General features: G+C 61.1%; 20 protein-coding genes. 10 read left to right on the top strand and 10 right to left on the bottom strand.

The window, feature by feature from the left end; genetic code table 11:
* Positions 1 to 8 precede the first annotated feature (8 nt).
* From G9X68_RS00545 to G9X68_RS00520, 6 genes are all read left to right on the top strand, one after another.
* The gene (locus tag G9X68_RS00545) at positions 9 to 1,679 is read left to right on the top strand and encodes a ribonuclease J (RefSeq protein WP_171600867.1); all 1,671 of its coding nucleotides are present in this window, start codon (positions 9 to 11) and stop codon (positions 1,677 to 1,679) included.
* Positions 1,680 to 1,681: 2 nt separating this feature from the next.
* Positions 1,682 to 2,086 (top strand): methylmalonyl-CoA epimerase, encoded by a 405-nt coding sequence (mce, locus tag G9X68_RS00540; protein ID WP_128439648.1) that lies wholly within the window; start codon positions 1,682 to 1,684, stop codon positions 2,084 to 2,086.
* A 195-nt stretch (positions 2,087 to 2,281) separates the two neighbouring features.
* Entirely contained in the window at positions 2,282 to 2,557 is a 276-nt protein-coding gene (locus G9X68_RS00535; protein WP_003547401.1) for a DUF1467 family protein, read from the top strand.
* 591 nt (positions 2,558 to 3,148) lie between these two features.
* Positions 3,149 to 4,471, top strand: a complete 1,323-nt coding sequence (proS, locus tag G9X68_RS00530; protein ID WP_168310736.1) for a proline--tRNA ligase — start codon at positions 3,149 to 3,151, stop codon at positions 4,469 to 4,471.
* 15 nt (positions 4,472 to 4,486) lie between these two features.
* Positions 4,487 to 5,791, top strand: a complete 1,305-nt coding sequence (locus G9X68_RS00525) for a lipoprotein-releasing ABC transporter permease subunit (protein WP_171600866.1) — start codon at positions 4,487 to 4,489, stop codon at positions 5,789 to 5,791.
* Positions 5,792 to 5,805: 14 nt separating this feature from the next.
* A complete protein-coding gene (locus G9X68_RS00520; RefSeq protein WP_064649063.1) occupies positions 5,806 to 6,489 on the top strand; it encodes an ABC transporter ATP-binding protein in 684 nt (227 codons plus the stop codon).
* 112 nt (positions 6,490 to 6,601) lie between these two features.
* Here the strand turns inward: G9X68_RS00520 and G9X68_RS00515 are convergent, their stop codons facing one another.
* On the bottom strand, positions 6,602 to 7,066 hold the full coding sequence (locus G9X68_RS00515) for a DUF5680 domain-containing protein (protein WP_171600865.1): 465 nt from the start codon (positions 7,064 to 7,066) through the stop codon (positions 6,602 to 6,604).
* A gap of 500 nt (positions 7,067 to 7,566) precedes the next feature.
* Here G9X68_RS00515 and dnaE point away from each other — a divergent pair, with 500 nt between their 5' ends.
* Positions 7,567 to 11,064: a DNA polymerase III subunit alpha gene (gene dnaE, locus G9X68_RS00510; RefSeq protein ID WP_171600864.1), complete on the top strand. Its 3,498-nt coding sequence runs from the start codon at positions 7,567 to 7,569 to the stop codon at positions 11,062 to 11,064.
* 11 nt (positions 11,065 to 11,075) lie between these two features.
* Here dnaE and G9X68_RS00505 read toward each other — a convergent pair whose 3' ends face one another.
* Positions 11,076 to 12,332, bottom strand: a complete 1,257-nt coding sequence (locus G9X68_RS00505) for a L,D-transpeptidase family protein (protein WP_171600863.1) — start codon at positions 12,330 to 12,332, stop codon at positions 11,076 to 11,078.
* Positions 12,333 to 12,424: 92 nt separating this feature from the next.
* Positions 12,425 to 13,714, bottom strand: coding sequence for a DNA polymerase IV (locus G9X68_RS00500; protein ID WP_171602121.1), 1,290 nt, complete (start codon positions 13,712 to 13,714; stop codon positions 12,425 to 12,427).
* A 76-nt stretch (positions 13,715 to 13,790) separates the two neighbouring features.
* On the opposite strand from G9X68_RS00500, the gene G9X68_RS00495 reads away from it, so the two are divergent.
* Entirely contained in the window at positions 13,791 to 14,378 is a 588-nt protein-coding gene (locus G9X68_RS00495; protein WP_171600862.1) for a GNAT family N-acetyltransferase, read from the top strand.
* Here G9X68_RS00495 and G9X68_RS00490 read toward each other — a convergent pair.
* Complete coding sequence (locus tag G9X68_RS00490) at positions 14,353 to 15,027, bottom strand: hypothetical protein (protein ID WP_171600861.1); 675 nt, start codon at positions 15,025 to 15,027, stop codon at positions 14,353 to 14,355. The genes G9X68_RS00495 and G9X68_RS00490 overlap by 26 nt on opposite strands.
* Positions 15,028 to 15,029: 2 nt before the next feature.
* Positions 15,030 to 15,338 (bottom strand): DUF3572 domain-containing protein, encoded by a 309-nt coding sequence (locus G9X68_RS00485; protein WP_171600860.1) that lies wholly within the window; start codon positions 15,336 to 15,338, stop codon positions 15,030 to 15,032.
* A gap of 132 nt (positions 15,339 to 15,470) precedes the next feature.
* On the opposite strand from G9X68_RS00485, the gene G9X68_RS00480 reads away from it, so the two are divergent.
* Both G9X68_RS00480 and G9X68_RS00475 read left to right on the top strand, forming a co-directional pair.
* Complete coding sequence (locus tag G9X68_RS00480) at positions 15,471 to 15,842, top strand: response regulator (RefSeq protein ID WP_003547430.1); 372 nt, start codon at positions 15,471 to 15,473, stop codon at positions 15,840 to 15,842.
* An 18-nt stretch (positions 15,843 to 15,860) separates the two neighbouring features.
* On the top strand, positions 15,861 to 17,234 hold the full coding sequence (locus G9X68_RS00475; protein WP_171600859.1) for a PleD family two-component system response regulator: 1,374 nt from the start codon (positions 15,861 to 15,863) through the stop codon (positions 17,232 to 17,234).
* A 746-nt stretch (positions 17,235 to 17,980) separates the two neighbouring features.
* On the opposite strand, the gene rpmG is transcribed toward G9X68_RS00475, so the two are convergent.
* From rpmG to topA, 5 genes are all read right to left on the bottom strand, one after another.
* A complete protein-coding gene (rpmG, locus tag G9X68_RS00470; protein WP_003547442.1) occupies positions 17,981 to 18,148 on the bottom strand; it encodes a 50S ribosomal protein L33 in 168 nt (55 codons plus the stop codon).
* A gap of 92 nt (positions 18,149 to 18,240) precedes the next feature.
* Positions 18,241 to 19,425 (bottom strand): MFS transporter, encoded by a 1,185-nt coding sequence (locus G9X68_RS00465; protein ID WP_171600858.1) that lies wholly within the window; start codon positions 19,423 to 19,425, stop codon positions 18,241 to 18,243.
* Between the two features lie 257 nt (positions 19,426 to 19,682).
* Entirely contained in the window at positions 19,683 to 20,132 is a 450-nt protein-coding gene (locus G9X68_RS00460; protein WP_171600857.1) for a DUF983 domain-containing protein, read from the bottom strand.
* A gap of 120 nt (positions 20,133 to 20,252) precedes the next feature.
* Positions 20,253 to 22,625: a ribonuclease R gene (gene rnr / locus G9X68_RS00455; RefSeq protein WP_171600856.1), complete on the bottom strand. Its 2,373-nt coding sequence runs from the start codon at positions 22,623 to 22,625 to the stop codon at positions 20,253 to 20,255.
* 1 nt (position 22,626) lies between these two features.
* Positions 22,627 to 25,281 carry a type I DNA topoisomerase gene (gene topA / locus G9X68_RS00450; protein WP_171600855.1) on the bottom strand — a complete coding sequence of 885 codons (2,655 nt, stop codon included), beginning with the start codon at positions 25,279 to 25,281 and terminating at the stop codon, positions 22,627 to 22,629.
* Positions 25,282 to 25,526 lie beyond the last annotated feature (245 nt).

The raw sequence follows: 25,526 nt of genomic DNA, 5'->3' as shown, positions 1-25,526 counted from the left end.
CGAAAATTATGGCGAAACAGGACGAATTGGTATTCCTGCCTCTGGGCGGCGTTGGCGAGATAGGCATGAATCTCGCTCTCTATGGCTACGGCCCGCCCGAGCATCGCCAGTGGATCATGGTCGATTGCGGCGTCACTTTTCCCGGCCCGGACCTGCCGGGCGTCGACCTCGTGCTGCCCGATATCCGCTTCCTCGCCAGCGAACGAAAGAACCTCAAGGCGATCATCATCACCCATGCGCATGAAGACCATTATGGTGCGCTCGCCGACCTCTGGCCCGGCCTTAACGTACCGGTCTATGCCTCTGGTTTTACCGCCGGTCTGCTCGAAGCCAAGCGCAATTTCGAGAAAGCGACGATCGGCGAAGTGCCGGTGACGCCGTTCAAGGCAGGCGATACGATCAATGTCGGCCCCTTCAGCATCGAAGGTGTGGCCGTCAACCATTCGATCCCCGAGCCGATGTCGCTGATGATCCGTACGCCGGTCGGCAATGTCATCCATACCGGCGATTGGAAGATCGACCACGAGCCTTCGCTCGGACCCCTGACCGATGAGACACGTTTCCGCCAGCTCGGCGACGAGGGCGTGCTGGCGCTGATGTGCGATTCCACCAATGCGCTGCGCGACGGTGTTTCGCCCTCCGAGAAGGATGTGTCCGAAAGCCTGCGCAAGATCATCGAGAATGCCGAGGGCAGGGTGGCGATCACCACCTTCTCGTCGAATGTCGGGCGTATCCGTACCGTTGCCGAGGCTGCCGAGGCGGCTGGCCGCGAAGTGCTGCTGCTCGGCAGTTCGCTGAAGCGCGTCGTCAACGTCGCCCAGGACATCGGCCTGATGGAAGGCGTCAAGCCCTTCATCTCCGAGGACGAATACGGCTATATCCCGCGCGACAAGGTCGTCGTCATCCTGACCGGCAGCCAGGGTGAGGCGCGGGCCGCACTTGCCAAGCTCTCCCGCGACGAGATGCGCAATGTGGCGTTTGCGGCAGGCGATATCGTCGTCTTTTCCTCGCGCGCCATTCCCGGCAACGAGAAGGCGATCCAGGACATCAAGAACGGCCTTGTCGAGCAGGGCGTGCACATCATCACCGATACCGAGGCGCTGGTCCACGTTTCCGGCCATCCGCGCCGCAATGAGCTGCAGCGGATGTACGAGTGGACGCGGCCGAAGATCGTCGTGCCCGTGCACGGCGAGGCGACGCATCTGACGGCGCATAAGGAACTTGCCGAGCAATCCGGCATCGCGATCGTGCCGCGCGTGCGCAACGGCGATATCCTGCGGCTGGCGCCCGGTCCCGTCGAGGTGATCGGCGAGGCGCCGCATGGCCGCATCTATAAGGATGGCTCGCTGATCGGCGATTTCGACGAGATGGGTATCGGCGAGCGCAAGAAGCTCTCCTATGTCGGCCATGTCGCAGTCAACGTCTTGCTCGACGCCCGCTATGACATCGTCGGCGATCCCGATCTCGTTTCGATCGGCCTGCCGGTCTATGACGACGAGGGCGATGAGATGGAAGACACGCTCTTCGACGCCGCGATCAGCGCCATCGAGAGCATTCCGCGCGCCCGCCGCAAGGATATTGACATGCTGCAGGAGGCCGTGCGCCGGGCCATTCGCTCGGCTGCGAACCAAGCCTGGGGCAAGAAGCCCGTTGTCACCGCCTTCGTCACCAAGGTCTGACCATGCTCGGCCGGGTCAACCATATCGCCATCGCCGTGCCCGATCTGGCCGCGGCGACGGCGGCCTATCGCGATACGCTGGGCGCTGCCGTATCGCAGCCGCAGGCTCTGCCGGAGCATGGTGTCACCGTCGTCTTCGTCGAATTGCCGAACACCAAGGTCGAATTGCTGCAACCGCTCGGCGATACTTCGCCGATCGCAGCCTTCCTCGAAAAGAACCCTTCCGGCGGCATGCACCACATCTGCTACGAGGTGGACGATATTCTTCTCGCCCGTGACCGGCTGGTAGCGGCGGGTGCCAGGGTGCTCGGCGACGGCCAGCCGAAGACCGGCGCGCACGGCAAGCCGGTGCTCTTTCTGCATCCCAAGGATTTCTTCGGCACGTTGATCGAACTCGAACAGGCTTAAGCCCTGCTGCGGCAGAGTGACCCGAAGACGGCACCTCTTTGAGTTGGTCGCCATTCCGCCGTATAAGGACGCGACATTACAGCGCCGCGTGTATTTTAAGACGCGCAAAGGACGCTGTAACAATTAAAATTGCTGCATTCCTTAAATCGATTCCGATTTAAGGAATGCAGCAGCGCGACACCAACGGGAACCGTAATGCTCCAGATCTTTCTTCAGGGATTTGCCGTCTACTTCATCATCTGGTGGATGACGCTTTTTGCCGTCCTGCCGATCGGCCTGCGCACCCAGGCGGACGACAACGACGTCGTGCTCGGCACCGTTCCAAGCGCGCCCACCCGGTTTCGGGCCGCTTTCGTGTTTTCGCTGACGACGCTGATTTCGGCCTTGGTCTACGGCCTCTGGTATGTTTGTGACACCTATTTCGGCTGGGGCTTCGACGCCCTGCCGCAACTCGGCCCCAGCTTCTATTAGGGATGGCTTTTGCTCAAACTTTGAGCATATGTAAACCTATTGAAAGCGAACTTCGTCATACCGGCGTCATACTGTTGCGGCAAAGAGCTCTCGTAACGGAACGAGGATCATTCCCTAACGGAAGCCGGCCGGATTTTTGGATGGGCATGGAGGCCGAAAAGCCAAAAAAAAACAAGGCTAAAAGCCTTGTTTTAAGTATCGCGTGATCTGTAACCGTTGCCGGGGCTGCGACGAGCGCGCCTAAGATCTGATCCTCCCAAGACTTGACCGCGAATTCGGCAAGAATTTAACTTCCTGCCTGTTTTGTGAGCTAAAACTAGCTCAAACATTGGGCTTTGTCATCAGCTTTTTTTGCATTTTTGCTACACTCTAGCAAAATTTTTCTGTTGACAAGATTTTCGTTCAAGTCCTTATAAACACGCGCTTTTTCATGCCCTTTCATTTTGCGGGTGCGAACATGCGCTTCCGGGAGGTTGCCGGCATCCGTTGCGGGTTTCCTTCCTGCCGCGAAGCGGCTATGAACGCTCCCGACATTAATAATGGTCTTTCGATTCCGCCCCCTGCGGGATCTCAACTGCTCCGGAATCCGCCATGCGTCTGTCCCGCTATTTCATGCCCATCCTTAAGGAAAACCCCAAGGAGGCGGAAATCGTCTCCCACCGGCTGATGCTCCGCGCCGGCATGATCCGTCAGCAGTCGCAGGGCATTTATTCCTGGCTGCCGCTTGGCAAGCGTGTGCTCGACAAGGTCAACGCCATTATCCGCGACGAGCAGAACCGCGCCGGTGCCATCGAGCTGTCGATGCCGACCCTGCAATCGGCCGAGCTCTGGCAGGAAAGCGGCCGCTACGACGCCTACGGCAAGGAGATGCTGCGCATCAAGGACCGTCAGGATCGGCCGATGCTCTACGGCCCCACCAACGAAGAGATGGTGACGGATATTTTCCGCTCCTCCGTCAAGTCCTACAAGGACCTGCCGCTCAATCTCTATCATATCCAGCTGAAGTTCCGTGACGAGATCCGTCCGCGCTTCGGCACCATGCGCTCGCGTGAATTCATGATGAAGGATGCCTATTCCTTCGATCTGACGCGCGAAGCGGCGGAGCATTCCTATAACAAGATGTTCGCCGCCTATCTCAGAACCTTCGATCGGCTCGGCCTGCGCGCCATTCCGATGCGCGCCGACACCGGCCCGATCGGCGGCAATCTCAGCCATGAATTCATCATCCTCGCCGACACCGGCGAATCCGAGGTCTTCTGCCACAAGGATTTCGTCGGTTTCGATATTCCTGGCGACCGCACCGATTTCGACAGTGTCGAGGGCCTGCAGGCGATCTTCGACAAATGGACCTCGCTCTATGCGGCGACCTCGGAAATGCACGACGAGGCGGCCTTCAACGCCGTTCCCGAGGGCGACCGCCTGTCGGCGCGCGGTATCGAGGTCGGCCACATCTTCTATTTCGGCACGAAATATTCCGAGCCGATGGGCGCGAAAGTGCAGGGACCGGACGGCAAGGAACACTTCGTCCACATGGGTTCCTACGGTATCGGCCCGACACGCCTTGTTCCCGCCATCATCGAAGCATCGCATGATGATAACGGAATCATCTGGCCGGCATCTGTCGCGCCCTTCGATATCGTTGTGATCAACATGAAGGCGGGCGATCAGGCCTGTGACGATACTTGCGAGCTGATCTATGCCGCGCTGACCAAGGCCGGCAAGGATGTGCTTTACGACGATACCGACGACCGGGCCGGCACGAAATTCGCGACCGCCGACCTGATCGGTGTACCCGTCCAGATCATCGCCGGCCCGCGTGCGGTCGCAAACGGCGAAGTGGAAGTGAAGGACCGCAAGACCGGCGCCCGCGAAACGATGACCATCGAAGCGGCGATCAATCGGTTCGTGGCTTAAGGAAACGGAGGCGAAATGGCAGAGGCAGCAGTGGACCGGAGCTCGAAATCCGGCTTGGGTCCGGCTGGCAAGCCATTTTCCACCTTTGAACGCCTCGTGGCGTGGCGTTATCTGCGCGCCCGCCGCAAGGAGGCCTTCATATCGGTGATCGCCGGCTTCTCCTTTGTCGGCATTACGCTCGGCGTCGCGACGCTGATCATCGTCATGGCCGTGATGAACGGTTTTCGCACCGAGCTCGTCTCGCGTATCCTCGGCATCAACGGGCACATGATCGTGCAGCCGGTCGACGGACCCTTCACCGATTATCCTGTCCTCAGCAGCAAGCTCGCCGCCGTGCCCGGCGTCAAGATGGCGCTTCCCCTGGTGGAAGGCCAGGTGCTCGCCTCAGCCCAAGCCGGCGGCAGCACCGGCGCTCTGGTGCGCGGCGCCCGCGCCGAGGATCTGACCAAGCTCAAGACGGTCTCCGACAACATCAAATCAGGCGACATGGTGGGTTATGCCTCCGGCGATGGCGTGCTGATCGGCAGCCGCATGGCCGATCAACTCGGTCTGCGCGTTGGCGATCTCATCACGCTGACGTCACCGGATGGCGACATTACGCCGATGGGCGTCAGCCCTCGCATCAAATCCTACAAGATCTCCGGCCTCTTTGAGATCGGCATGTCGGAATATGACTCCTCGATCATCTTCATGCCGCTCGAGGAAGCGCAGCTCTATTTCAATGCCGAGGGACTGGTGCAGTCGATCGAGCTCTTCGTCGACAATCCCGACGATATCGACGATCTGAGGCCCAAGGTGGAGGAGGCGGCCGGCCGCCAGATCGCCATCACCGACTGGCGCCAGCGCAACCAGACCTTCTTCTCGGCGCTTCAGGTCGAGCGCAACGTCATGTTCATGATCCTGACGCTGATCGTGCTCGTCGCGGCGCTGAACATCATCTCCGGCCTGATCATGCTGGTGAAGGACAAGGGCAGCGATATCGCCATCCTGCGCACCATGGGTGCCAGCGCCGGTGCGATCATGCGCATCTTCTTCATGACCGGAGCGGCGATCGGCATTGTCGGCACCATTGCCGGTGTGCTGCTCGGCGTTCTCGTCTGCGTCAACATCGAATCCGTCCGCCAGTTCTTCTCCTGGATTTCAGGCACAGTGCTCTTCAATCCGCAGGTCTATTTCCTCAGCCAGCTGCCGGCGGAGATGGATCTGAGTGAAACGATCTCGATCGTCGTCATGGCGCTGACGCTCTCCTTCATCGCGACCATCTTCCCGGCCTGGCGTGCCTCCAGGCTCGATCCGGTGCAGGCCCTGCGCTACGAATAAGGAATGCCGCCTTCATGAAACGCAACGTCGTTCTCAAGCTTACCGGCGTCGAGCGCCATTACGGGCAGGGCGATACGCTGCTCTCGATCCTGAAGGGCGCAGACTTTTCGATATCGAAGGGGGAGACTGTCGCTCTCGTCGCGCCTTCCGGCACCGGCAAGTCGACACTGCTGCATATCGCCGGCCTGCTGGAGCATCCTGACGGCGGTGAAGTCAACATCAACGGCCATGCCTGTGACGGCCTGAGCGATGAGAAGCGCACCGCGATCCGCCGCAGCGAAATCGGCTTCGTCTACCAGTTCCACCACCTGCTGCCGGAATTCTCGGCGCTCGAAAATATCATGATGCCGCAGCTGATCGCCGGGCTTTCCTGGAAGGAAGCCGGAGAGCGGGCCGGCCAGCTTCTCGATTACATGCGCATCGGCCATCGCGGCTCGCATCGCCCTGGCGAGCTTTCCGGCGGCGAGCAGCAACGCGTTGCAATTGCCCGCGCCGTCGCCAATGCCCCGACCCTGCTTCTTGCCGACGAGCCGACCGGCAATCTCGACCCCGAAACGGCAAGCTACGTCTTCGACGCGCTGGAAGCGCTGGTGCGCCAGTCCGGCCTTGCTGCCCTCATCGCCACCCACAATCACGAACTCGCCCGCCGCATGGATCGGCGCGTGACGATCTCCGACGGCAAGATCGTCGATTTCTGAACGCATGTCGCCCAAAAGTGTGCAGCGGTTTTGGGATAACGACATGTATAAATCAAAGACTTAAAGCGCACCTCATGAATCCAGATTGACGCGATGCGCTTTAAGGCTGCGATCAGGGCACGATCAGGCCGCCGCGATAATCGAGCGCATAGGCCTTCTGGCCATCGACCATGATGCATTCGTGGCCGATGAACCGCTCGCAGCCGCCTTCGCTGCTGTCGATATAGCGGCCGAACGGATGGTCGAATTCCATCCCGCCAAGAAACCGGCCCTCGCGATACATCGCCGAAAGCGCAGCCTTGATCACCGTTCCGGCTGCTGCGCCGTCGATGAGATCAGGCGCAATGATGCAGCCGAAATAATTCATCGCCCAGACGGGCTCGTCGGCAAGCCACACCACTTCCTGTCCGGCGAAATCGGTCCCACCGAAATAGCTGTCGAGATAGCGCCAGTCGCCGCGTTCGTAACCGATATCGTGGGAACTCGGCCGGCAGGGCGTGCGCGCCACGCCGCCGCCGACATAGGTCGCAGCTTTGGCCTCCACAACAAATTCGTTCAGCATCGTAATATCCGACATGTCCTTCTCCTCTCAACCTGATGCTGGCAAATATGCTGCGATGCGTAAAGAACGAAAAGGGAACATAGGTTAGAAATAAACGGGCCGCCGATGAGGTTGGCCTTCTAGGCCCCGTGACCGATCTGCGACAGGCCGAGAAGGGGCAACCTGCTGCCCATCGCATCGGGTGCTGGCTCCCAGCGATTCGCAGGGGACATCCCGGCATTTCTCGAACATAACAAAGAAGGAAAAGATTCCTGTTGACAATAGAACATACATGGAACAAATTGAAAACATAACGAGTAAAGGAGAGACCGATGACTGACATGATCCGTGATATCGCAGCATTCACCTCCATCGCAATGTTCGTTGCCAGCTTCTCGCTCATCGTCATGGCGCTCTAAACTTTTCAGGGGACCGTATGGCAATCGTGCGGTCCGGACGCGGGACTTCTTCTGGACATCATCGCCCTCTATGCCGACAATGCGTCCGATTCATTCGGGTGATTAGGAAGGCATTTCATGGCGGATACGGCAAAGGGTTCAACGGATGAGGCGACCGGCGGCACGCCGGGCTTCATCCACCTGAGGGTCCATTCCGCCTATTCGCTTCTCGAGGGCGCCCTGCCGCTGAAGAAGATCCTCTACAAGGCGACCGGCGACAGCCAGCCGGCGATTGCGATTACCGACACCAACAATCTGTTCGTTGCGCTGGAATTCTCCCAGAAGGCAATGGAGGACGGCCTGCAGCCGATCATCGGCTGCCAGGTCTCGATCGATATGGGAGACGGGTTGGAAACGGAAAAGCGCGGCGGCCAGCAGGCCCTGGTCAAGCTGCCTTCGATCGTTCTTCTCGCCGCGACGGATGCCGGTTACGAACGGCTGGTCGATCTCGTCAGCCGGGCCTATCTCGGCGGCGAAAGCAACCAGGCCGTTCATATCAGCGCCTCCTGGCTGGAGGAGACAGGCACGGAAGGGCTGATCGCATTGAGCGGCGCCTTGACCGGGCCGGTTGACGTGGCGATCAAGGAAGGCCATCCCGCTCAGGCCGAAGCCCGGCTGCTCAGGCTGAAGCGTCTCTTCGGCGACAGGCTCTATGTCGAGCTGCAGCGGCACGGCACTTACGACAAGCGGCACGAACAGAAGATTATTGGGCTCGCCTATGCCCACGACCTGCCGCTGGTTGCGACCAACGAGGCTTTCTTTCCGACACGCGACGATTACGACGCCCATGATGCGCTTATGGCGGTCGCGCACAACGCCATCGTCTCCGACGACAGCCGCTTTCGCCTGACGCCGGATCACTATCTGAAGAGCCGGGCCGAGATGGTCAAGCTTTTCGCCGACCTGCCGGAAGCGCTGGAAAATACGATCGAGATCGCCACGCGCTGCTCCTTCGTGCTGAAGACGCGAAAGCCGATCCTGCCACGCTTCACCGGTGCGACCGACGATGCCGAGGAGGCCGAACGCGCCGAGGCGAGCGAACTGCGCCGGCAGGCGGTCGAAGGGCTGGACATGCGGCTTGCAACGCTCGGCATGTCGCCGGGTTACGAGGAAAGGGATTATCGCGAACGGCTGGATTTCGAGCTCAGCGTCATCGAGCGCATGCGTTTCCCCGGCTACTTCCTGATCGTTGCCGACTTCATCAAATGGGCCAAGCAGCATGACATTCCGGTCGGTCCCGGCCGCGGTTCGGGCGCCGGCTCGCTGGTCGCCTATGCCTTGACGATCACCGACGTCGATCCCTTGCGTTTTTCGCTGCTCTTCGAGCGCTTCCTCAATCCGGAACGCGTCTCCATGCCCGACTTCGACATCGACTTCTGCCAGGACCGCCGCGAAGAGGTGATCCGCTACGTCCAGGCCAAATATGGCCGCGAGCAGGTGGCGCAGATCATCACCTTCGGTTCGCTGCAGGCGCGCGCCGCCCTTCGCGACGTCGGCCGCGTGCTGGAGATGCCCTACGGCCAGGTCGACAAGATCTGCAAACTCGTGCCGAACAACCCGGCCAATCCGACGCCGCTGTCCAAGGCGATCGAGGAGGAGCCGAAGCTGCAGGAGGAGGCGGCGAAAGAACCTGTTGTCGCGCGCCTGCTCGACATCGCCCAGAAGATCGAGGGGCTTTACCGCCATGCCTCGACCCATGCCGCCGGCATCGTCATCGGCGACCGGCCGCTTTCCAAGCTGGTGCCGATGTATCGCGATCCGCGCTCGGACATGCCGGTCACTCAATTCAACATGAAATGGGTGGAGCAGGCGGGCCTCGTCAAGTTCGACTTCCTCGGCCTGAAGACTTTGACGGTGCTGAAGGTCGCGGTCGATTTCGTCGCCAAGCTCGGTATCAAGGTCGATCTCGCAGCCATTCCTCTCGACGACAAGAAGACCTACGAGATGCTGTCGCGCGGCGAGACGGTCGGCGTGTTCCAGGTGGAAAGTGCGGGCATGCGCAAGGCGCTGATCGGCATGAAGCCGGACTGCATCGAGGACATCATCGCGCTGGTGGCGCTCTACCGTCCGGGCCCGATGGAGAACATCCCGACCTACAATGCCCGCAAGCACGGCGACGAAGAGCTGGAATCGATCCATCCGATGATCGACCACCTGCTCAAGGAAACGCAAGGCGTCATCGTCTACCAGGAGCAGGTGATGCAGATCGCCCAGGTCCTGTCCGGCTATTCGCTGGGCGAAGCCGACCTTCTGCGTCGCGCCATGGGCAAGAAGATCAAGGCCGAGATGGACCAGCAGCGCGAACGCTTCGTCGTTGGCGCCGTCAAGAACGGCGTATCGAAGCCGCAGGCCGACAATATCTTCGAACTGCTGGCGAAGTTCGCCAATTATGGCTTCAACAAGTCGCATGCCGCCGCCTACGCCATCGTCTCCTACCAGACGGCCTATATGAAGGCGCATTATCCAGTCGAATTCCTCGCCGCCTCGATGACGCTCGACATGTCCAACACGGAAAAGGTCAATGATTTCCGCCAGGATGCCAAGCGCCTCGGCATCGAGGTGATCGCACCCTCGGTGCAGACGTCCTTCCGCCATTTCGAGACCGGCGACAACCGCATCTATTACGCGCTCGCCGCCCTCAAGGGTGTCGGCGAATCCGCCGTCGACCATATCGTCGAGGTGCGTGGCGACAAACCCTTTGCAAGCATTGAGGATTTCTGCCTGCGCATCGATCCGCGTCAGGTCAATCGTCGCGTGCTCGAAAGCCTGATCTATGCCGGCGCCTTCGATTGTTTCGACATGGACCGCGCCCAGCTGGCGGCCGGCCTCGACCGTGTTCTCGGTTATGCCCAGCGCGCCCAGGAGAACAAGCTGAGCGGCCAGTCGGACATTTTCGGCAGCACGCTGACGTCGGGGCCTGAGAAGATCTCTCTGCCGCCGTTCTCGCCATGGCTCCCCTCCGAGCGGCTGCTCAAGGAATTCCAGGTGCTGGGCTTTTATCTGACAGCCCACCCGCTCGATTCCTACAACAACATCCTGCAGAAGATGCGGGTGCAGACCTTTGCCGAGTTTTCCGCCGCCATCAAACAGGGCGCGGCCAATGCGCGCCTTGCCGGTACCGTCATCTCGAAGCAGGAGCGCAAGACCCGCACCGGCAACAAGATGGGCATCATCGTCTTTTCGGATTCCTCGGGCCAGTTCGAAGCGGTGCTGTTTTCGGAAATGCTGAACCATTATCGCGACGTGCTCGAGTCGGGAAAATCTTTCGTGCTGACCGCGACGGGCGAGGAGCGGCCGGAGGGCATCGGCCTGCGCATCCAGACGATCCAGTCGCTGGAGGAAAAGTCACTGCAGATGCAAAAGGCGCTGCGCGTCTATGTCCGCGATTCCGGACCGCTGCGGATGGTGGCCGGCCATTTGAACGCCAAGGGCGACGGCCTCGTCTCCTTCATCGTCATCAAGGAGGAGGGCAAACGTGAGGTGGAAGTGGCGCTGCCGGAGAAATACCGGATTACCCCGGAGATCGCCGCCGCCCTTCGTGCCGCCCCCGGCGTCGTCGACGTCGAACTGGTTTGATCAGCCCCGCGTCACCCGCGGGTGATTGTGATGAAATCCGTGCCTTCGCCGGTCTCCCGGCCGAGGCCGGTATCGGAAATCGTTAGCGTCGAGCCTGGCGCGATCAGGGCGTCGATCTTGCGGCGGGTCTCGTCAGGGATGGTAATCCGGCTGAGCGAACGGGCGATCGGCTTGCCTGTGATGATCGAGCTTTCCTGATTGGTGATGCCGAGCCGCTTCATCGTTTCGCGGGAAAGATTGTTCTCGAGCGTAATGCCGAGCCAGTCCGCCGTGCCGGCCTTTTCATGGACCGCATGCAGCGTGAAGAAATGTGTGCCGAGCGCCAGTCCCGGATCGGCGATCATCACCGGCGCTTCGAAGATCGGCTTGAAGGCCTGCCGCACCATGATGACGCCGTTCGGCGGCTCGCCCTTGCCAGCCGCTGCGTAGACTTCGCTGAGGAGCGTGTCGGAAACCAGGCTCCTGTCGGCGGCAAATTCCGTCGGCCGCAGCGCCCTGAAAGCCTTGATTGCCTGCACGGTCGACGGACCGAGCAAGCCGTCAGGATCGCCGGCGGAAAAGCCGAGTTGGTTGAGCAGGGTCTGGATGTCGATCACCGTCTCGCGCAGCGTCCGGCGCGTGATCAGCATGCTGATTGGCTCGGACGGCGGCTCAGGTTCGGGCGTTACAATCAGTGGTGCGGCCGGCATCGGCATCGCAGTCGTATCGTTCATCGCCACCTGCACCGGCTTCTCGGGGCTGTCGGGCATGGAGGGCCGCAGTTCGACATCCGAAAGCAGCGGCATCGCCGCCGGCGCATCCGGATGGAAAAGCGTCGGATGGTCGATCGGCTGCGGCACGACTTCACCGTCGCTGATAATGACGGGTACACCGCGGTCGGTCATGCCATAGAGCATTTTTGCGAAGGCGCCGGGCATGCGCACGCAGCCATGCGAGGCCGGATAACGCGGCACCGAATTGGATTCGTGCAGCGCGATGCCTGACCATGTCAGCCTTTGCATGAACGGCATCGGGGCGTTGGAATAGAGATTGGATTCGTGGTATTTCTGCTTTTCCAGCACCGAGAAGATGCCGCTCGGCGTCGTGTGGCCGTCCTTGCCGGTCGAGACCTTCGAGGTCGCGACGACCTCGGTGCCATCATAGACCGCAAGCGACTGCTTGTCCTTCGAGACGATGATCTGCAGCGTGCGCGCATCCGCGGCAAGAGCGGGGTGCACGAGTGCGGTGGCCGACAGCAAGCCGAGGCCGAAGACGAGACGCGAGAACATGATACCCAACCATACGCAATACTTGTCCGGCACATTATGGGACGAAGTTTAACGAAGATTTTATAGGCTGGATCGCCCGCAGGTTTCACGCCTTAGTGATCGCGCTTGCTGCCGAAGGTGTAGCCGGTCTCGACCGTCTTCTTGCCGAACTTGTCGCGCAGCTTGTCCATCGCCGCTTCGGCCGCCGCCCGCCGGCCCGATTGCTGGTCGATGAGATCGGGCGGATCGGCGCGGCCGGCATCGCCGAGATCGGTGACGCCGATGCCGATCAGGCGGAACTTCGTACCGTCCGTCTCTTTTTCGAGAAGCTCGAGCCCGGTGCGGAAGATCTTGTCGGCAAGCTGGGTCGGGTCTTCGAGCTTGCGGTTGCGAGTGCGCGATTTGAAATCGGCGCTCTTCATCTTCAGAACCACGGTCTGGCCGGCAATGCCGTTTTTCTTCAGCCGCCAGGAGACCTTTTCGGAGAGGTTGCGCAGGATCGGCACCAGATCGTCGTAGCGCGATATGTCATCGAAGAAGGTCGTCTCGGACGAAACGCTTTTGGCGGCATCATTGAGATGCACTTCGCGGTCGTCGATGCCGCGCGACAGCCGTGCGAGCCGCTGGCCGATACTGCCGTAGCGGCGCATCAGGTCGTTTTCCTCCATCTGCTGCAACTGGCCGATGGTGCGGATGCCGTCCGCCTCCAGCGTCGCTGCAAAGGCCTTGCCGACGCCCCAGATCGTGGTCACGGGACGCGGTGCCAGGAACTCGACGGCTTCCTCGCGGCCGATGACCGAAAAGCCGCGTGGTTTCTGCAGATCGGAGGCGACTTTGGCGAGAAATTTGCAATAGGAAAGCCCGACCGAAACGGTGATCCCGATCTCCCTTTCGATGCGACGGGCGAATTTGGCGAGCGTGCGCGCCGGCGGATCGTGATGCAGCCTCTGGGTACCGCCGAGCTCCAGGAAGGCCTCGTCGATCGATAGCGGCTGCACCAGCGGCGTCAGATCCTGCATCATGGCGCGCACCTGCCGTCCGACCCGGACATATTTCTCCATGTCGGGGCGGATGACGATCGCTTGAGGGCATGCTTCCAGCGCCTTGAACATCGGCATGGCCGACCGCACGCCATGGATACGGGCGATATAGCAGGCGGTGGAGACGACGCCGCGTTTGCCGCCGCCGATAATGACAGGCTTGTCGGCAAGGTCGGGATTGTCGCGTTTCTCGACGGCTGCGTAGAAGGCGTCGCAGTCGATATGGGCGAGCGTCAGCGCGTAGAGTTCGCGATGGCGCACGAGGCGCGGGCTGCCGCAGGAAACGCAGCGGCGCGCCTCGCCCTTCTGCTCGGCAAGGCAGTCGCGACAGAAGCCGGGTGTCTTGTCAGGCGTGGGCGTCATCATGGGAACAAAGATTGAACATTGTGAGGTTACGCCTTAAGCTTCCGAGTCACAAGATAGGGTGGAAGCTTTGCCTTTGGATAACGATCTTCGTTTCGAGCCGGTAACGCCAGAACGCTGGGATGACTTCGAAACCTTGTTCGGGCCGCAGGGTGGCTTCTATAACTGCTGGTGCGTCGCGTTGCGCCTGCCACATGCAGTGAGGACGAAGATGGCGGCCGACGAACGCAAGGCGCATATGCGGGGCCGGATCAAGGCGGGGCCGCCGCCTGGCATCCTCTGTTATGCCGACGGCGCGCCGGTCGCCTGGGTGCAGGTCGGGCCACGCTACGACGTGCCACAGTTCAATTCGCCGCGCACCGTCTCGCGGCCACTGGAAGAGGGCGATGCGCATGATCCATCCGTCTGGGCCGTCAGCTGCTTCTTCCTGCTGCCCAAACTGCGCGGCAAGGGAATGGGCCATCGTCTGCTCGCCGGCGCGATCGACCATGCGCGGCGCCAGGGAGCGCGGCTGCTCGAAGCCTGTCCGATCGATCATGTGAAGCAGTCGAAATCCGTGACGCTCTGCGTCGGCTCGACGGCGATCTTCGATGCCGCCGGTTTCGAGACGGTAGCCCGGCGCAAGGACGGCCGTCCGCTCATGCGGCTGGAACTGCGCGCGTGAAGGTGCCGGAAACAAGATGCGCCTCGATCAGTTCGGCCGCATGCGTCCAGTCGGTGGCGCGAGTGATGTCGTCGGCGACCGCCGGTGCGAAACGGTGGACGGGCGAGTTCGGCATCAGATGAATCAGCAGGCAATCGGCGACGTGATCCCTGACGGAATGCAGATTGCGCGCCATATCATCAATGAAGACGACGGGAAGGGAGCGGCTGGCATGCAATGCGTGAACGATCGGCCCTTTGGGTTGTTCGGTGGCAAGCAGCGGAAAAAGCAGGCCCATCCTGTCGAGCAGGCGACGGCGCTGGTCCTGGAATCGCGGCCGCATGGCCGTCAGGAAAAGGATATCGGCCTCTTCCGAAAGCCGGCCGAGCGTTTCGACGACGCGGTCGAGCGGCGTCTGCCACAGCTCTTGTGCCTCGAAGAATTCCTCGATCAGCCGGCTAACCTCTTGATCCTCGATCTCCACGCCGTCGGCTTGCGAGACGATGTTGCCATGAAGCCGGAACGATCGCGGCAAAAACGCGTGGCCCTGGCTCTGAAGGAAAAGCTGGAAGGGACCGATAAACTGCAGCACGACGTCGTCGACGTCGCAGACGATCAACGGCCGTTCGCCGAGGCGGATATGCGAGATGTCGAGTTCCCCGGAGGCCACGGTCAGTATTCTCCGGAATCGAGGCCCGGTGAAGAGAAATGCCGCCAGGCCGCCGTCACTGTCTCCGGGCTGATTCCGCTCGCCGCGCAGAAGGCCATGGCCGTCGGTTCGTGGTTCATCAGGAAATCCATCATGCCGGCGAGGAATCCGGGATCGTTGACGGCATTGCGCACCTGGCCGGGCGCCACTCCTGTCAGGGCGAGGAAACGGCCGAACATTTCCGGATCGTCGGCAAGCCAGCCGAGCACGGCGATCGCTGTCTCGTGCGGGTCGGCGGCCTGTTGTTTCGAAGTCTTGAAGTTGCTTTGCATTTCGCTGGGTAAGTTACCTTTTCTTCAACCAAATATCGGTAGCGTGCGCTATCGGTTTCACGCAGCTTTTGTCCGCATGTGCCTTTCTCATGGGACGAACCGCTGCGTGAACGGACGTAGGGACAGCTTGTCATGCCCAAACAGGTGATGATTGTAGAAGATAACGAGCTCAACATGAAGCTCTTTCGCGACCTCATCGAGGCGTCCGGTTATACGACGATCCAGACCAGAAACGGTATGGAGGCGCTCGATCTGGCGCGCAAACATCGCCCCGACCTCATCCTGATGGATATTCAGCTTCCCGAGGTCTCCGGCCTCGAAGTCACCAAATGGCTGAAGGAAGACGACGAGCTGCACGTGATTCCGGTCATCGCCGTTACGGCTTTCGCGATGAAGGGCGACGAGGAGCGGATCCGCCAGGGCGGCTGCGAGGCCTATGTTTCCAAGCCGATCTCGGTTCCGAAATTCATCGAGACGATCAAGACCTATCTGGGCGATGCCTGACGCATCGGAAAGACGCTGATGACTGCGCGAATACTGGTGGTTGACGATATTCCGGCCAACGTGAAGCTGCTCGAAGCGCGGCTGCTTGCGGAGTATTTCGACGTGATGACCGCAGCCGACGGCTACACGGCACTGGCGATCTGCGAGCGCAACCAGGTCGATCTCATCCTGCTCGACATCATGATGCCCGGCATAGATGGTTTCGAGGTCTGCGAGCGGCTGAAGGCCAGCCAGAAGACCGCCCACATTCCAGTCGTCATGGTCACCGCGCTCGACCAGCCGACCGATCGTGTACGCGGCCTGAAGGCCGGCGCCGACGATTTTCTCACCAAGCCGGTCAACGATCTGCAGCTGATCTCCCGGGTGAAGAGCCTGCTGCGGCTAAAGACGTTGAGCGATGAGCTGCGCATTCGCGCCGACACCGCCCATACGATGGGCATCGACGACCTCACACGGGCAGGCGAGGGCCGCGCCGACGAGACCGCTCAGGTCCTGCTCGTCGACGGCCGCGCCAATTCGCAGGAGCGCATCATCAAGGCGCTGAAGCCGGTCGCCGACGTACTTGCCCTCTCCGATCCGCAGGCCGCCCTGTTCGAGGCAGCCGAAAGCGCGTTCGATCTGGTTATCGTCAACGCCAACTTCGACGATTACGATCCGCTTCGCCTCTGCTCGCAGCTGCGCTCGCTGGAGCGCACGCGCTTCCTGCCGATCCTGATCATCACCGAGCAGGGTGCTGACGACATGGTCGTGCGCGCGCTCGATCTCGGCGTCAACGATTACATCATCCGCCCGGTCGATCCCAACGAACTGGTTGCCCGCAGCCTGACGCAGATCCGCCGCAAGCGCTATAACGACCGTCTGCGCGCCAGCGTCAAGCAGACGATCGAGCTTGCCGTGACCGATCCGCTGACCGGCCTTTATAACCGGCGCTATCTCGACAATCACCTGAACGTGCTCTTCAACCGTTCGATGGCGCGTGGCCGGCCGCTTTCGGTGCTGATCACCGATATCGACCGCTTCAAGCATGTGAACGACACCTACGGCCATGATGGCGGCGACGAGGTGTTGCGGGAATTTTCAAATCGCGTCCGTTCGACCATCCGCGGCGCCGATCTTGCCTGCCGCTACGGTGGAGAAGAATTCGTTGTCGTGATGCCCGACACCTCGCCGGAAATTGCCGCCGCCGTCGCCGAGCGCCTTCGTGCAGCGATCGAAAACGCTCCTTTCATGCTGAAACACGCCGGGGAGGCGCTGAACGTCACTGCTTCCTTTGGCATCGCTTCGCGTATTGCGTCGGTACTGACCCCGGACCAGCTTATGAAACAGGCGGATCTGGCCCTTTACGAAGCCAAGAATACCGGCCGAAACCGTGTGGTTGCCGCGGCCGCATAACGAATCACTTGCCGCCATAGGCGCCATTTGCGGGTTTTCCACTGCGGCAAGCGAATTGTTACCGATTTTTAATTTTCACCTGTGCAATGCGGGTGAAAATTTCGCAACTCAATAGCCCAAAAATGGACTCGCCGCGTTGCTGCGGATGTGTTGCCGCGCGATAGTCTTGAGAGTGTCAGGCCGTAGCTCAACATGAAATGAAGACTATAAAAAAATGCCTGCCGCCAACACGGTCAAATAGATTGCGGCGACGTCACCTCACGTAAGGGGAGGGGAGGCGTAAGTTGTTAAGCTATATTGTCGAATTTCTTCGAAGGGCGAAGCGCTACGCTTCGCGTTCAAGCAGAGCCGATAAATCTTTGTATGTCCCGAATCTGGACTTTTAACCATAGAATCAAGATCAGAAAATTCATCATTAAGAATTTGTTGATTTTCTTTCATTTTTGCGCAAATTATCGGCTCATAAGAGAAGCGCTCCCGTTGAGGAGTTGTCGATACCCCATGATGCTCAGGTCCGCCGCATCTCCTGGGTCGTGGGGTCGGTCGGCTAGTAGGCAAGTTATAGCGGTTCCTCGTGCCGTTTTGCATGCTGGCCGACCCCCTTTCACGAAAACGCCGCCACTTCCCGAAGATGGAAGGGCGGCGTTTTGTCTGTTTGCGCTATCATCTTTAAACCCACAAAGCCGGGCAATAAAAAACGCGCAACCCGAAGGCGCGCGTTTTTTCAAATCCGTCAGGCCAAGTGATTACTTGATCTTGGTTTCCTTGAACTCGACATGCTTCTTCGCAACCGGGTCGTACTTCGTCTTCGTCATCTTGTCCGTCATCGTACGGCTGTTCTTCGTGGTGACGTAGAAGAAACCGGTGTCGGCCGTCGACAGCAGCTTGATCTTGATTGTTGTAGCCTTGGCCATGGTCGTCCTGCCTTTAAGAAAATGAAAGCCGTGGAAGCCGGATGGGCTCCACGGCAAATTCTGGCGCGAAACTACGAATCCAGCCCGAAAAGTCAAGCCCGTTTTCGAATGAACATCAGTCTGATGCCGGAAAGTAGGGCGTAAAGACCGAAGAACGCGGCAATCGCCCAGGCAAAACCGTTATTTCCGGCGACATCGATCGCCGCGCCGATCGCCTGCGGCCCGGCTACGGTTCCCATCGCATAACAGAAGACGAAGGCGGCATTGGCCGCCGCAAGGTCAGAGCCCGTCAGCCGCGAGCCGAGATGGCTGAGCCCGACCGTATAGAGGCCTGAGACGCAGCCACCCCAGAAAAGCAGGAGCCCGGCCATCAGCAGCCAGTTGTCGACCAGCAGCGGCAGCATCATCGAGCCGATGAACCCCATCAGTGCCATGCCGGCCAGCAGTGGCCGCTTGTCGCCGATGCGGTCGGAAAGCAGACCGAGCGGGATCTGAAAGATGACGTTGCCGACGCCCATCATGGTGAGCAGAAGCGCGGCCTGCGATTCGGTGAAATGGGCACGCACGGCAAAGATCGGGAAAAGCGACAGCCCGCCCGCTTCGACCGCGCCGAAGATGAAGACCGCCGCCGTCGCCGTCGGCACCAGGAAAACGTAGCGCATGAAATGCAGCTCCGGTTTTTCCTCGAGCACCGGGCTTTCGTCGCGGGCGATGAAGATCGGGATGGCGGCCAGCAGGATCGCGCCGGCGCCGATCAGGAAGGGGAAGATGCCGTCGCTGCCGAGGATCGAAAAGAGCAGTGGTCCGGCCGCGAAGCCAAGGGAAAGCACCGTCGCATAGATGCCGAGCACGAAGCCACGCTTGGAGGGCGGCGAAGCGGCGTTGATCCAGAATTCGGAGAGGATGAACAGCGTCGTCGTCGCGCCATGGAAGGCGAAACGCAGCGGAAACCACATCCAGAAATCCTGGGCGTAATAGAAACCCAGCGCGCTCAGCGCCGAAATCAGCACGGCCCAGATCATTGTCGGCGCCACGCCGTATTTATGGGCGAGCTTGGTGGTGATCGGTGCGGCTGCCATCGCCGCGACCCCGGCCATTGCCGTGTTGAGCCCGATCAGGGTGGACGAGATGCCGCGTTTTTCGAGGATGATGCTGAGGAGGGGCAGACCGAGGCCGATTGCTATGCCAACGGCTGATATGGACGAGACGGCTGCCACCAGAGAAGGCCAATGGATTTCTTCGACATCGCCCGGTGTGCCGGTTCTCGGCTGAGACATTTATCCATCCTTAGAGAGGTGCGCGAACGAATCGGCCGATCCCGTCAGATAGATAGACACAGACGTGCCAAATCCAGGTGACGGATGCCGCTTCGCAGTATTTCCGATGTGAGTGACCATCTGCGGAATGTAAAGCCCGTTCGGGCAAGAAATGCTTACCATGTCAGGTCTTGAGGATCGTTGGCTCCCGCATTCGGGTGGTGGTGGTCGGTGGAGGGCTGGCACTACACGCTAAATATGTCTGGAAGGTGAAGGCGCTAATTCGGGCCGGGGATGTCGTAATCATCCGGACCGTCACTCTCGCCGCCGAAGCCGTGCATGCGCAGCGCCCATTGCAGACCGATGACCCCGCCTTTGATTGGCTGGATCGAGGCGAGAGCGGTGATGACGGTGATCGGCGCCCAGATGGCCAGATGAACCCAGACCGGCAGCACGAAGGTCATGTCGGTCAGCATATAGCCGCCGACCACGACGTGGCCGAGGACGAGGATGACGATATAGGGCGGCAGGTCGTCGGCGCGTTGGTGATGCATCGCCTCGCCGCAGGCCGCGCAATGATCGACCGGCTTCAGGAAGGCACGAAAGAGCTTGCCGTTGCCGCAGGCCGGGCAGCGGTTCATCAGCCCGCGCATGATGGAGCGCCCAAGCGGACGCTCGACCTCGGGCGCATCGCCGTAGCGGGCGGCCGGATCGGTCGGTGTGCTCATCGCATGTTCCTCTTTCAGACCGAAAGCATCGGATTCGTTTTGTGAACCACGTCCAACACCGGCGATCTGCGTTGTTGCCGCGTTTTGCCGAAAACCAGCGTCCGCTTTCGGCACGATGCTTTAATGACGTCCGCGTGGCGGCCTCGTTCCGGGCTTCTTGCGGACCTGGCCCCTGTCGCGGCGGCCCGCCTTGTGGAAGGAACGCACCGCCGCCGGCATTTCGCGGCCCTCGCTGATCATCTCAAAACGCAGTGCACCGGCAAGCGGGATCGCTTCGGCAAGTTTCACGGTGACGCTATCGCCCAGGCGATAGCCGAGCCCTGTTCGTTCACCCGAGAGTGCCTGATGCGCCTCGTCATAGATGAAATAATCGCTGCCGAGCGTAGATATAGGGACGAAACCGTCGGCGCCATAGTCCGGCAGGGTGACAAAAAGCCCCGATTTCGTCACGCCCGAGACCCGCCCGGCAAATTCCTCGCCGACTCGGCCGCTGAGGTGATGCGCGATCAGCCGGTCGACGGTCTCGCGCTCGGCTGCCATGGCCCGGCGCTCGAAGGTCGAGATTTCGGCGGCGATATCGTCGAGCGCCGCCTCTTCGTCGGGTGTGATACCACCTTCGCCGAAACCGAGCGAGCCGACGAGGGCGCGATGCACGATGAGATCGGCATAACGGCGGATCGGCGAGGTGAAGTGGGCGTATTTCATCAGGTTGAGGCCGAAATGGCCGATATTCTCCGGGCCGTAGATCGCCTGGCTCTGCGAACGCAGCACCATCTCGCTCACCATGGTCTGGTGCGGCGTGCCGTCCGCCTTCGCAAGAATGCCGTTGAAGTTGTTGGCGCGCATGTTGCCGCCCTTGGCAAGCGAGATGCCGAGCGTGGCCAGGAACTCGCGCAGGATCTCCTGCTTAGCGAGCGTCGGGCCGTCATGGATGCGGTAGATCAGCGGCTGGCGCTTCTTTTCCAGCGTCTCGGCGGCGCAGACGTTCGCCTGGATCATCATCTCTTCGATCAGCTTATGCGCATCGAGCCGCGGCGGCACGACGACCCGATCGACCGTGCCGTCGGGCTTCAGCAGGATCTTGCGCTCCGGCATATCGAGTTCCAGCGGCTGGCGCCGATCGCGTCCGCGCTTCATCACTTCATAGGCGTGCCAGAGCGGTTTCAGGATCGGCTCGAGCATCGGTCCGGTCTGATCGTCCGGTTTCCCGTCGATGGCTGCCTGCGCCTGCTGGTAGGAGAGCTTGGCGGCGCTCTTCATCATGATGCGATGGAAAGTATGGCCGATCTTGCGGCCTTCGCCGGAAAAGCTCATGCGCACCGCAAGCGCCGGGCGGTCGACACCTTCTTTCAGCGAGCAGAGATCGTTTGAGATGCGCTCCGGCAGCATCGGCACGACACGATCAGGGAAATAGACCGAGTTGCCGCGCTTCAGCGCCTCGCGGTCGAGCGGTGAATTGGGGCGGACATACCAGGAGACGTCGGCGATCGCGACGGTGACGAGGACGCCGCCGGGATTGTCGGGCGAGGGATCGGGCTCGGCATAGACGGCGTCGTCATGGTCCTTGGCATCGGCGGGGTCGATGGTGATCAGCGGCACGTCGCGCCAATCCTCGCGATGCGACATGCTGGCGGGCCTTGCGGCCTCCGCCTCGGCGATGACGGCCGGCGGGAAGACATGCGGGATGCCGTGCGCATGGATCGCGATCATCGAGATCGCCTTTTCCGAACCGACGGAACCAACGACGGAAAGCACCTTGGCGCGCGGCAGGCCGAAACGGCCGAGACGGGCGATTTCGACTTCGACCAGATCGCCGTCCGTGGCGCCGCCGGTGAAGTCGGGATCGATCACCATCTCCTCGCCGCGCCGTTCGATCGGCAGCAGCCGGCCGCCGCCGCCCGGCGCCGTGCGGAAAACACCCATCGAGGTGCCGCGGCGCCTGTCGATCACCTTGATGATCCGCGCCGTATAGGCCGGCCCGCCGCGATCGACAGCCGGGAAGATCTTCGCCAGGATGCGGTCGCCGAGGCCAGCAACGGGCGCCTTGCCCTTGCCCTGGCGGCCTGCGGGCGACTGCTGGCGGATGGCGACGGCGGGTGCGACGCCCTGGTCCTCCGGCCATTCCGCCGGCCGGCCGATCAGATCGCCATCCTTGTCGCGTGTGGTGATATCGAGAACGGTGACAGGCGGCAGCGCACCGGGCCGGATCAGCGACTTGCGGTTCTTCTGCAGCATGCCTTCCTGCTCGAGCTCCTGCAGCATCTGCTTGAGCTCGACGCGGCTATCGCCTTTCAGGCCGAAAGCCTTGGCGAGTTCACGCTTGGACGCTTTTTGCGGATGATCAGCAATGAAGCGTAGGACCACCTCGCGCGAAGGCAGCGCGCCGTGGACGATGTTCAGCGGCTCGACGGCGGGAGCGTCCTTGCCGGTGCGGCCGGTCTTGCCCGGGCGCTTGCCCGCAGGGTTCGTTCTCTCGCGCGGTATTCTGCTCACGTCAGCCCTTTTTCGATTTCGCGGGCGCTTTCGCCTTCGTTGCCTTCGGTTTGGCGGCCGTCTTGGTGCTCTTGGCTTCGGCGGCTGCGGCCTTCGGCTTGGCTTTCGCCTTGGCCGCCTTGCCCGCAGGGGTCTTGCCGGCCTTCTCGGCGATCAGCGCAAGCGCCTCCTCGACGGTGATCGCCTGGGGATCCTTGCCCTTCGGCAGCGTGGCGTTGACCTTGCCCCAATTGACATAAGGGCCGTACTTGCCGTCGCGAACGGTGATGGGGCCGCCATCAGGATGATCGCCGAGCGTCTTCAGCGCCGCCGGCGTACCGCGCGCGCCCCGGCCGGGCCCCTGGTTCGCCTTTTCGGCGATAACCGTCACGGCACGGTTGAGGCCGACCGAGAACACGTCCTCGATGGTTTCCAGATTGGCGTAGGAGCCGTCATGCAGGAGGAACGGTCCGTAGCGACCGATGCCGGAAGAAATCATCTTCCCCGATTCGGGGTGTTTGCCGATATCGCGCGGCAGCGAGATCAGCGCCATCGCCTTTTCATAGTCGATTTCCTCGGGCTTCCAGCCCTTCGGCAGCGAAGCGCGTTTGGCTTCCTTGCCGTCGCCGCGCTGGATATAGGGGCCGAAGCGGCCGGAACGCAGCGTCAGCTCCTCGCCGGTCGTCGGATCGGTGCCGAGGTTCTTCGGCTCGTTGAGCGCAGCACCGTCCGCTTCCCCGCCGTTTTCGGAGGAGAGCTGGCGGGTGTAGTTGCAGTCCGGATAGTTCGAGCAGCCGACGAAGGCGCCGTATTTGCCGAGCTTCAGCGACAGGTTGCCGGTGCCGCAGACCTGACAGATGCGCGGATCGCTGCCGTCCTCCCGTTTCGGGAAGACGAGGGGTGCTAGCGCCTCGTTCAGCGAATCGAGCACGTTGGTGACGCGCAGTTCCTTGGTGTCCTCGATCTGGGCGAAGAAATCCTTCCAGAAATCGCGCAGCACCTGCTTCCAGTTCAGCTCGCCGGCGGAAATCCGGTCGAGCTTTTCCTCGAGATCGGCGGTGAAGTCGTATTCGACATATTTGGTGAAGAAGCTTTCGAGGAAAGCCGTCACCAGCCGGCCCTTGGCCTGCGGGATCAGCTTGCGTTTGTCGATCGTCACATAGTCGCGGTCGCGCAACGTCGCAAGCGTCGCGGCATAGGTGGAGGGGCGGCCGATGCCGAGCTCTTCCATCTTCTTGATCAGCGAGGCTTCCGAATAGCGCGGCGGCGGTTCGGTGAAATGCTGCGTCGAATTGATCTTTTGCTTGGCGAGCGCCTCGCGTGCATTGATCTCCGGCAGGCGGCCATCCTCGTCGCCGTCGTCGCTCTGCTCGCCGTCCTCCTTCTGGTCGGTATAGGCGGCGATGAAGCCGTCGAAGCGGATCACGGAACCGACGGCGCGAAGCCCAGCCTTCTCGCCCTTGTTGTCGGCGGTGATTTCAGCCGTCGTGCGCTCGATCTCGGCCGACGCCATCTGGCTGGCAATGCCACGCTTCCAGATCAACTCGTAGAGCCGGATCTGGTCGGCATCGAGGAATTTGCGCACACGATCGGGCGAACGATAGAAATCGGTCGGGCGGATCGCCTCGTGCGCCTCCTGGGCGTTCTTCGCTTTGGTCGAGTAGAAGCGCGGCTTCTCCGGCATGTAGCGCTCGCCGAACTGGTCGACGATGGCGCTGCGCGCCGCGTCGATCGCCTCGGGCGCCATCTGCACGCCGTCGGTTCGCATATAGGTGATGAGACCGACCGTCTCGCCGCCGATATCGACACCCTCATAGAGCCTCTGCGCGATCTGCATGGTGCGCGAGGCGGAGAAGCCGAGATTGGAGGAGGCCGCCTGCTGCAGCGTCGAGGTCGTAAACGGCGGTCCCGGGTTGCGCTTGACCGGCTTCGCCTCGACCGTATCGACGACATAGCTCGCACCTTCGAGCAAGGCCTTGAGCCGGCCGGCATCCTCACCGTTGCCGATTGCGCGCGGCTGCAACCGTTTGCCGTTCGCCGAAACCAGTCTTGCCTCGAACTCGTCGCCGCGCGGCGTCTTCAGAAGCGCCGAGATGTTCCAGTACTCTTCTGAAATGAAGCGCTCGATCTCGGATTCACGGTCGCAGACGAGGCGAAGCGCCACCGATTGAACGCGGCCGGCCGAGCGTGCGCCGGGCAGCTTGCGCCAGAGCACCGGCGAAAGATTGAAGCCGACGAGATAGTCGAGCGCGCGGCGCGCCAGATAGGCGTCGACCAGCGGCACGTCGATGTCGCGCGGATCGGCCATCGCGTCGAGCACCGCCTTCTTGGTGATCGCATTGAAGACGACGCGCTTGACCGGTTTGCCGTTCAGCACGCGCTTCTTGTTCAGCATGTCGAGAACGTGCCAGGAAATCGCTTCGCCTTCGCGATCCGGGTCGGTCGCGAGAAACAGGCCATCGGCAGACTTCACCGCGTCGGCAATGTCCTTCATCCGCTTGGCGGAGGCACCGTCGACCTCCCAAAGCATTTCGAAATCCTGATCGGGGAGGACTGAGCCATCCTTGGCAGGCAGATCGCGCACATGGCCGAAGGAAGCGAGCACTTTGTATCCCGGACCCAGATACTTATTGATCGTCTTGGCCTTGGCAGGCGATTCCACCACTACAACATTCATGATGATTCTCTAAAAAGGAAACGACGCCAGCGTTGAAGCCAGCGCGACACACACCGCAACATGGATATCGGCCCTCCGACATGGACAGGGAAATCGCCGCGGTCAAGGGGTTTGATACAATTTTACCTCTTGCGTCTGTCGCATCCAAAGCGAGAGTATCTAGAAAATACAATTAAAAATAGGCTGTCGAAGGCCTTCGACCCAGGGTTCGGCAATTCGCAAAGCCACCGCCTGATGTCGTCCCC

It is taken from the genome of Rhizobium changzhiense (assembly GCF_013087625.1).
GTDB lineage: Bacteria > Pseudomonadota > Alphaproteobacteria > Rhizobiales > Rhizobiaceae > Rhizobium > Rhizobium sophorae.
This window is presented reverse-complemented; position numbering and strand designations above follow the sequence as displayed.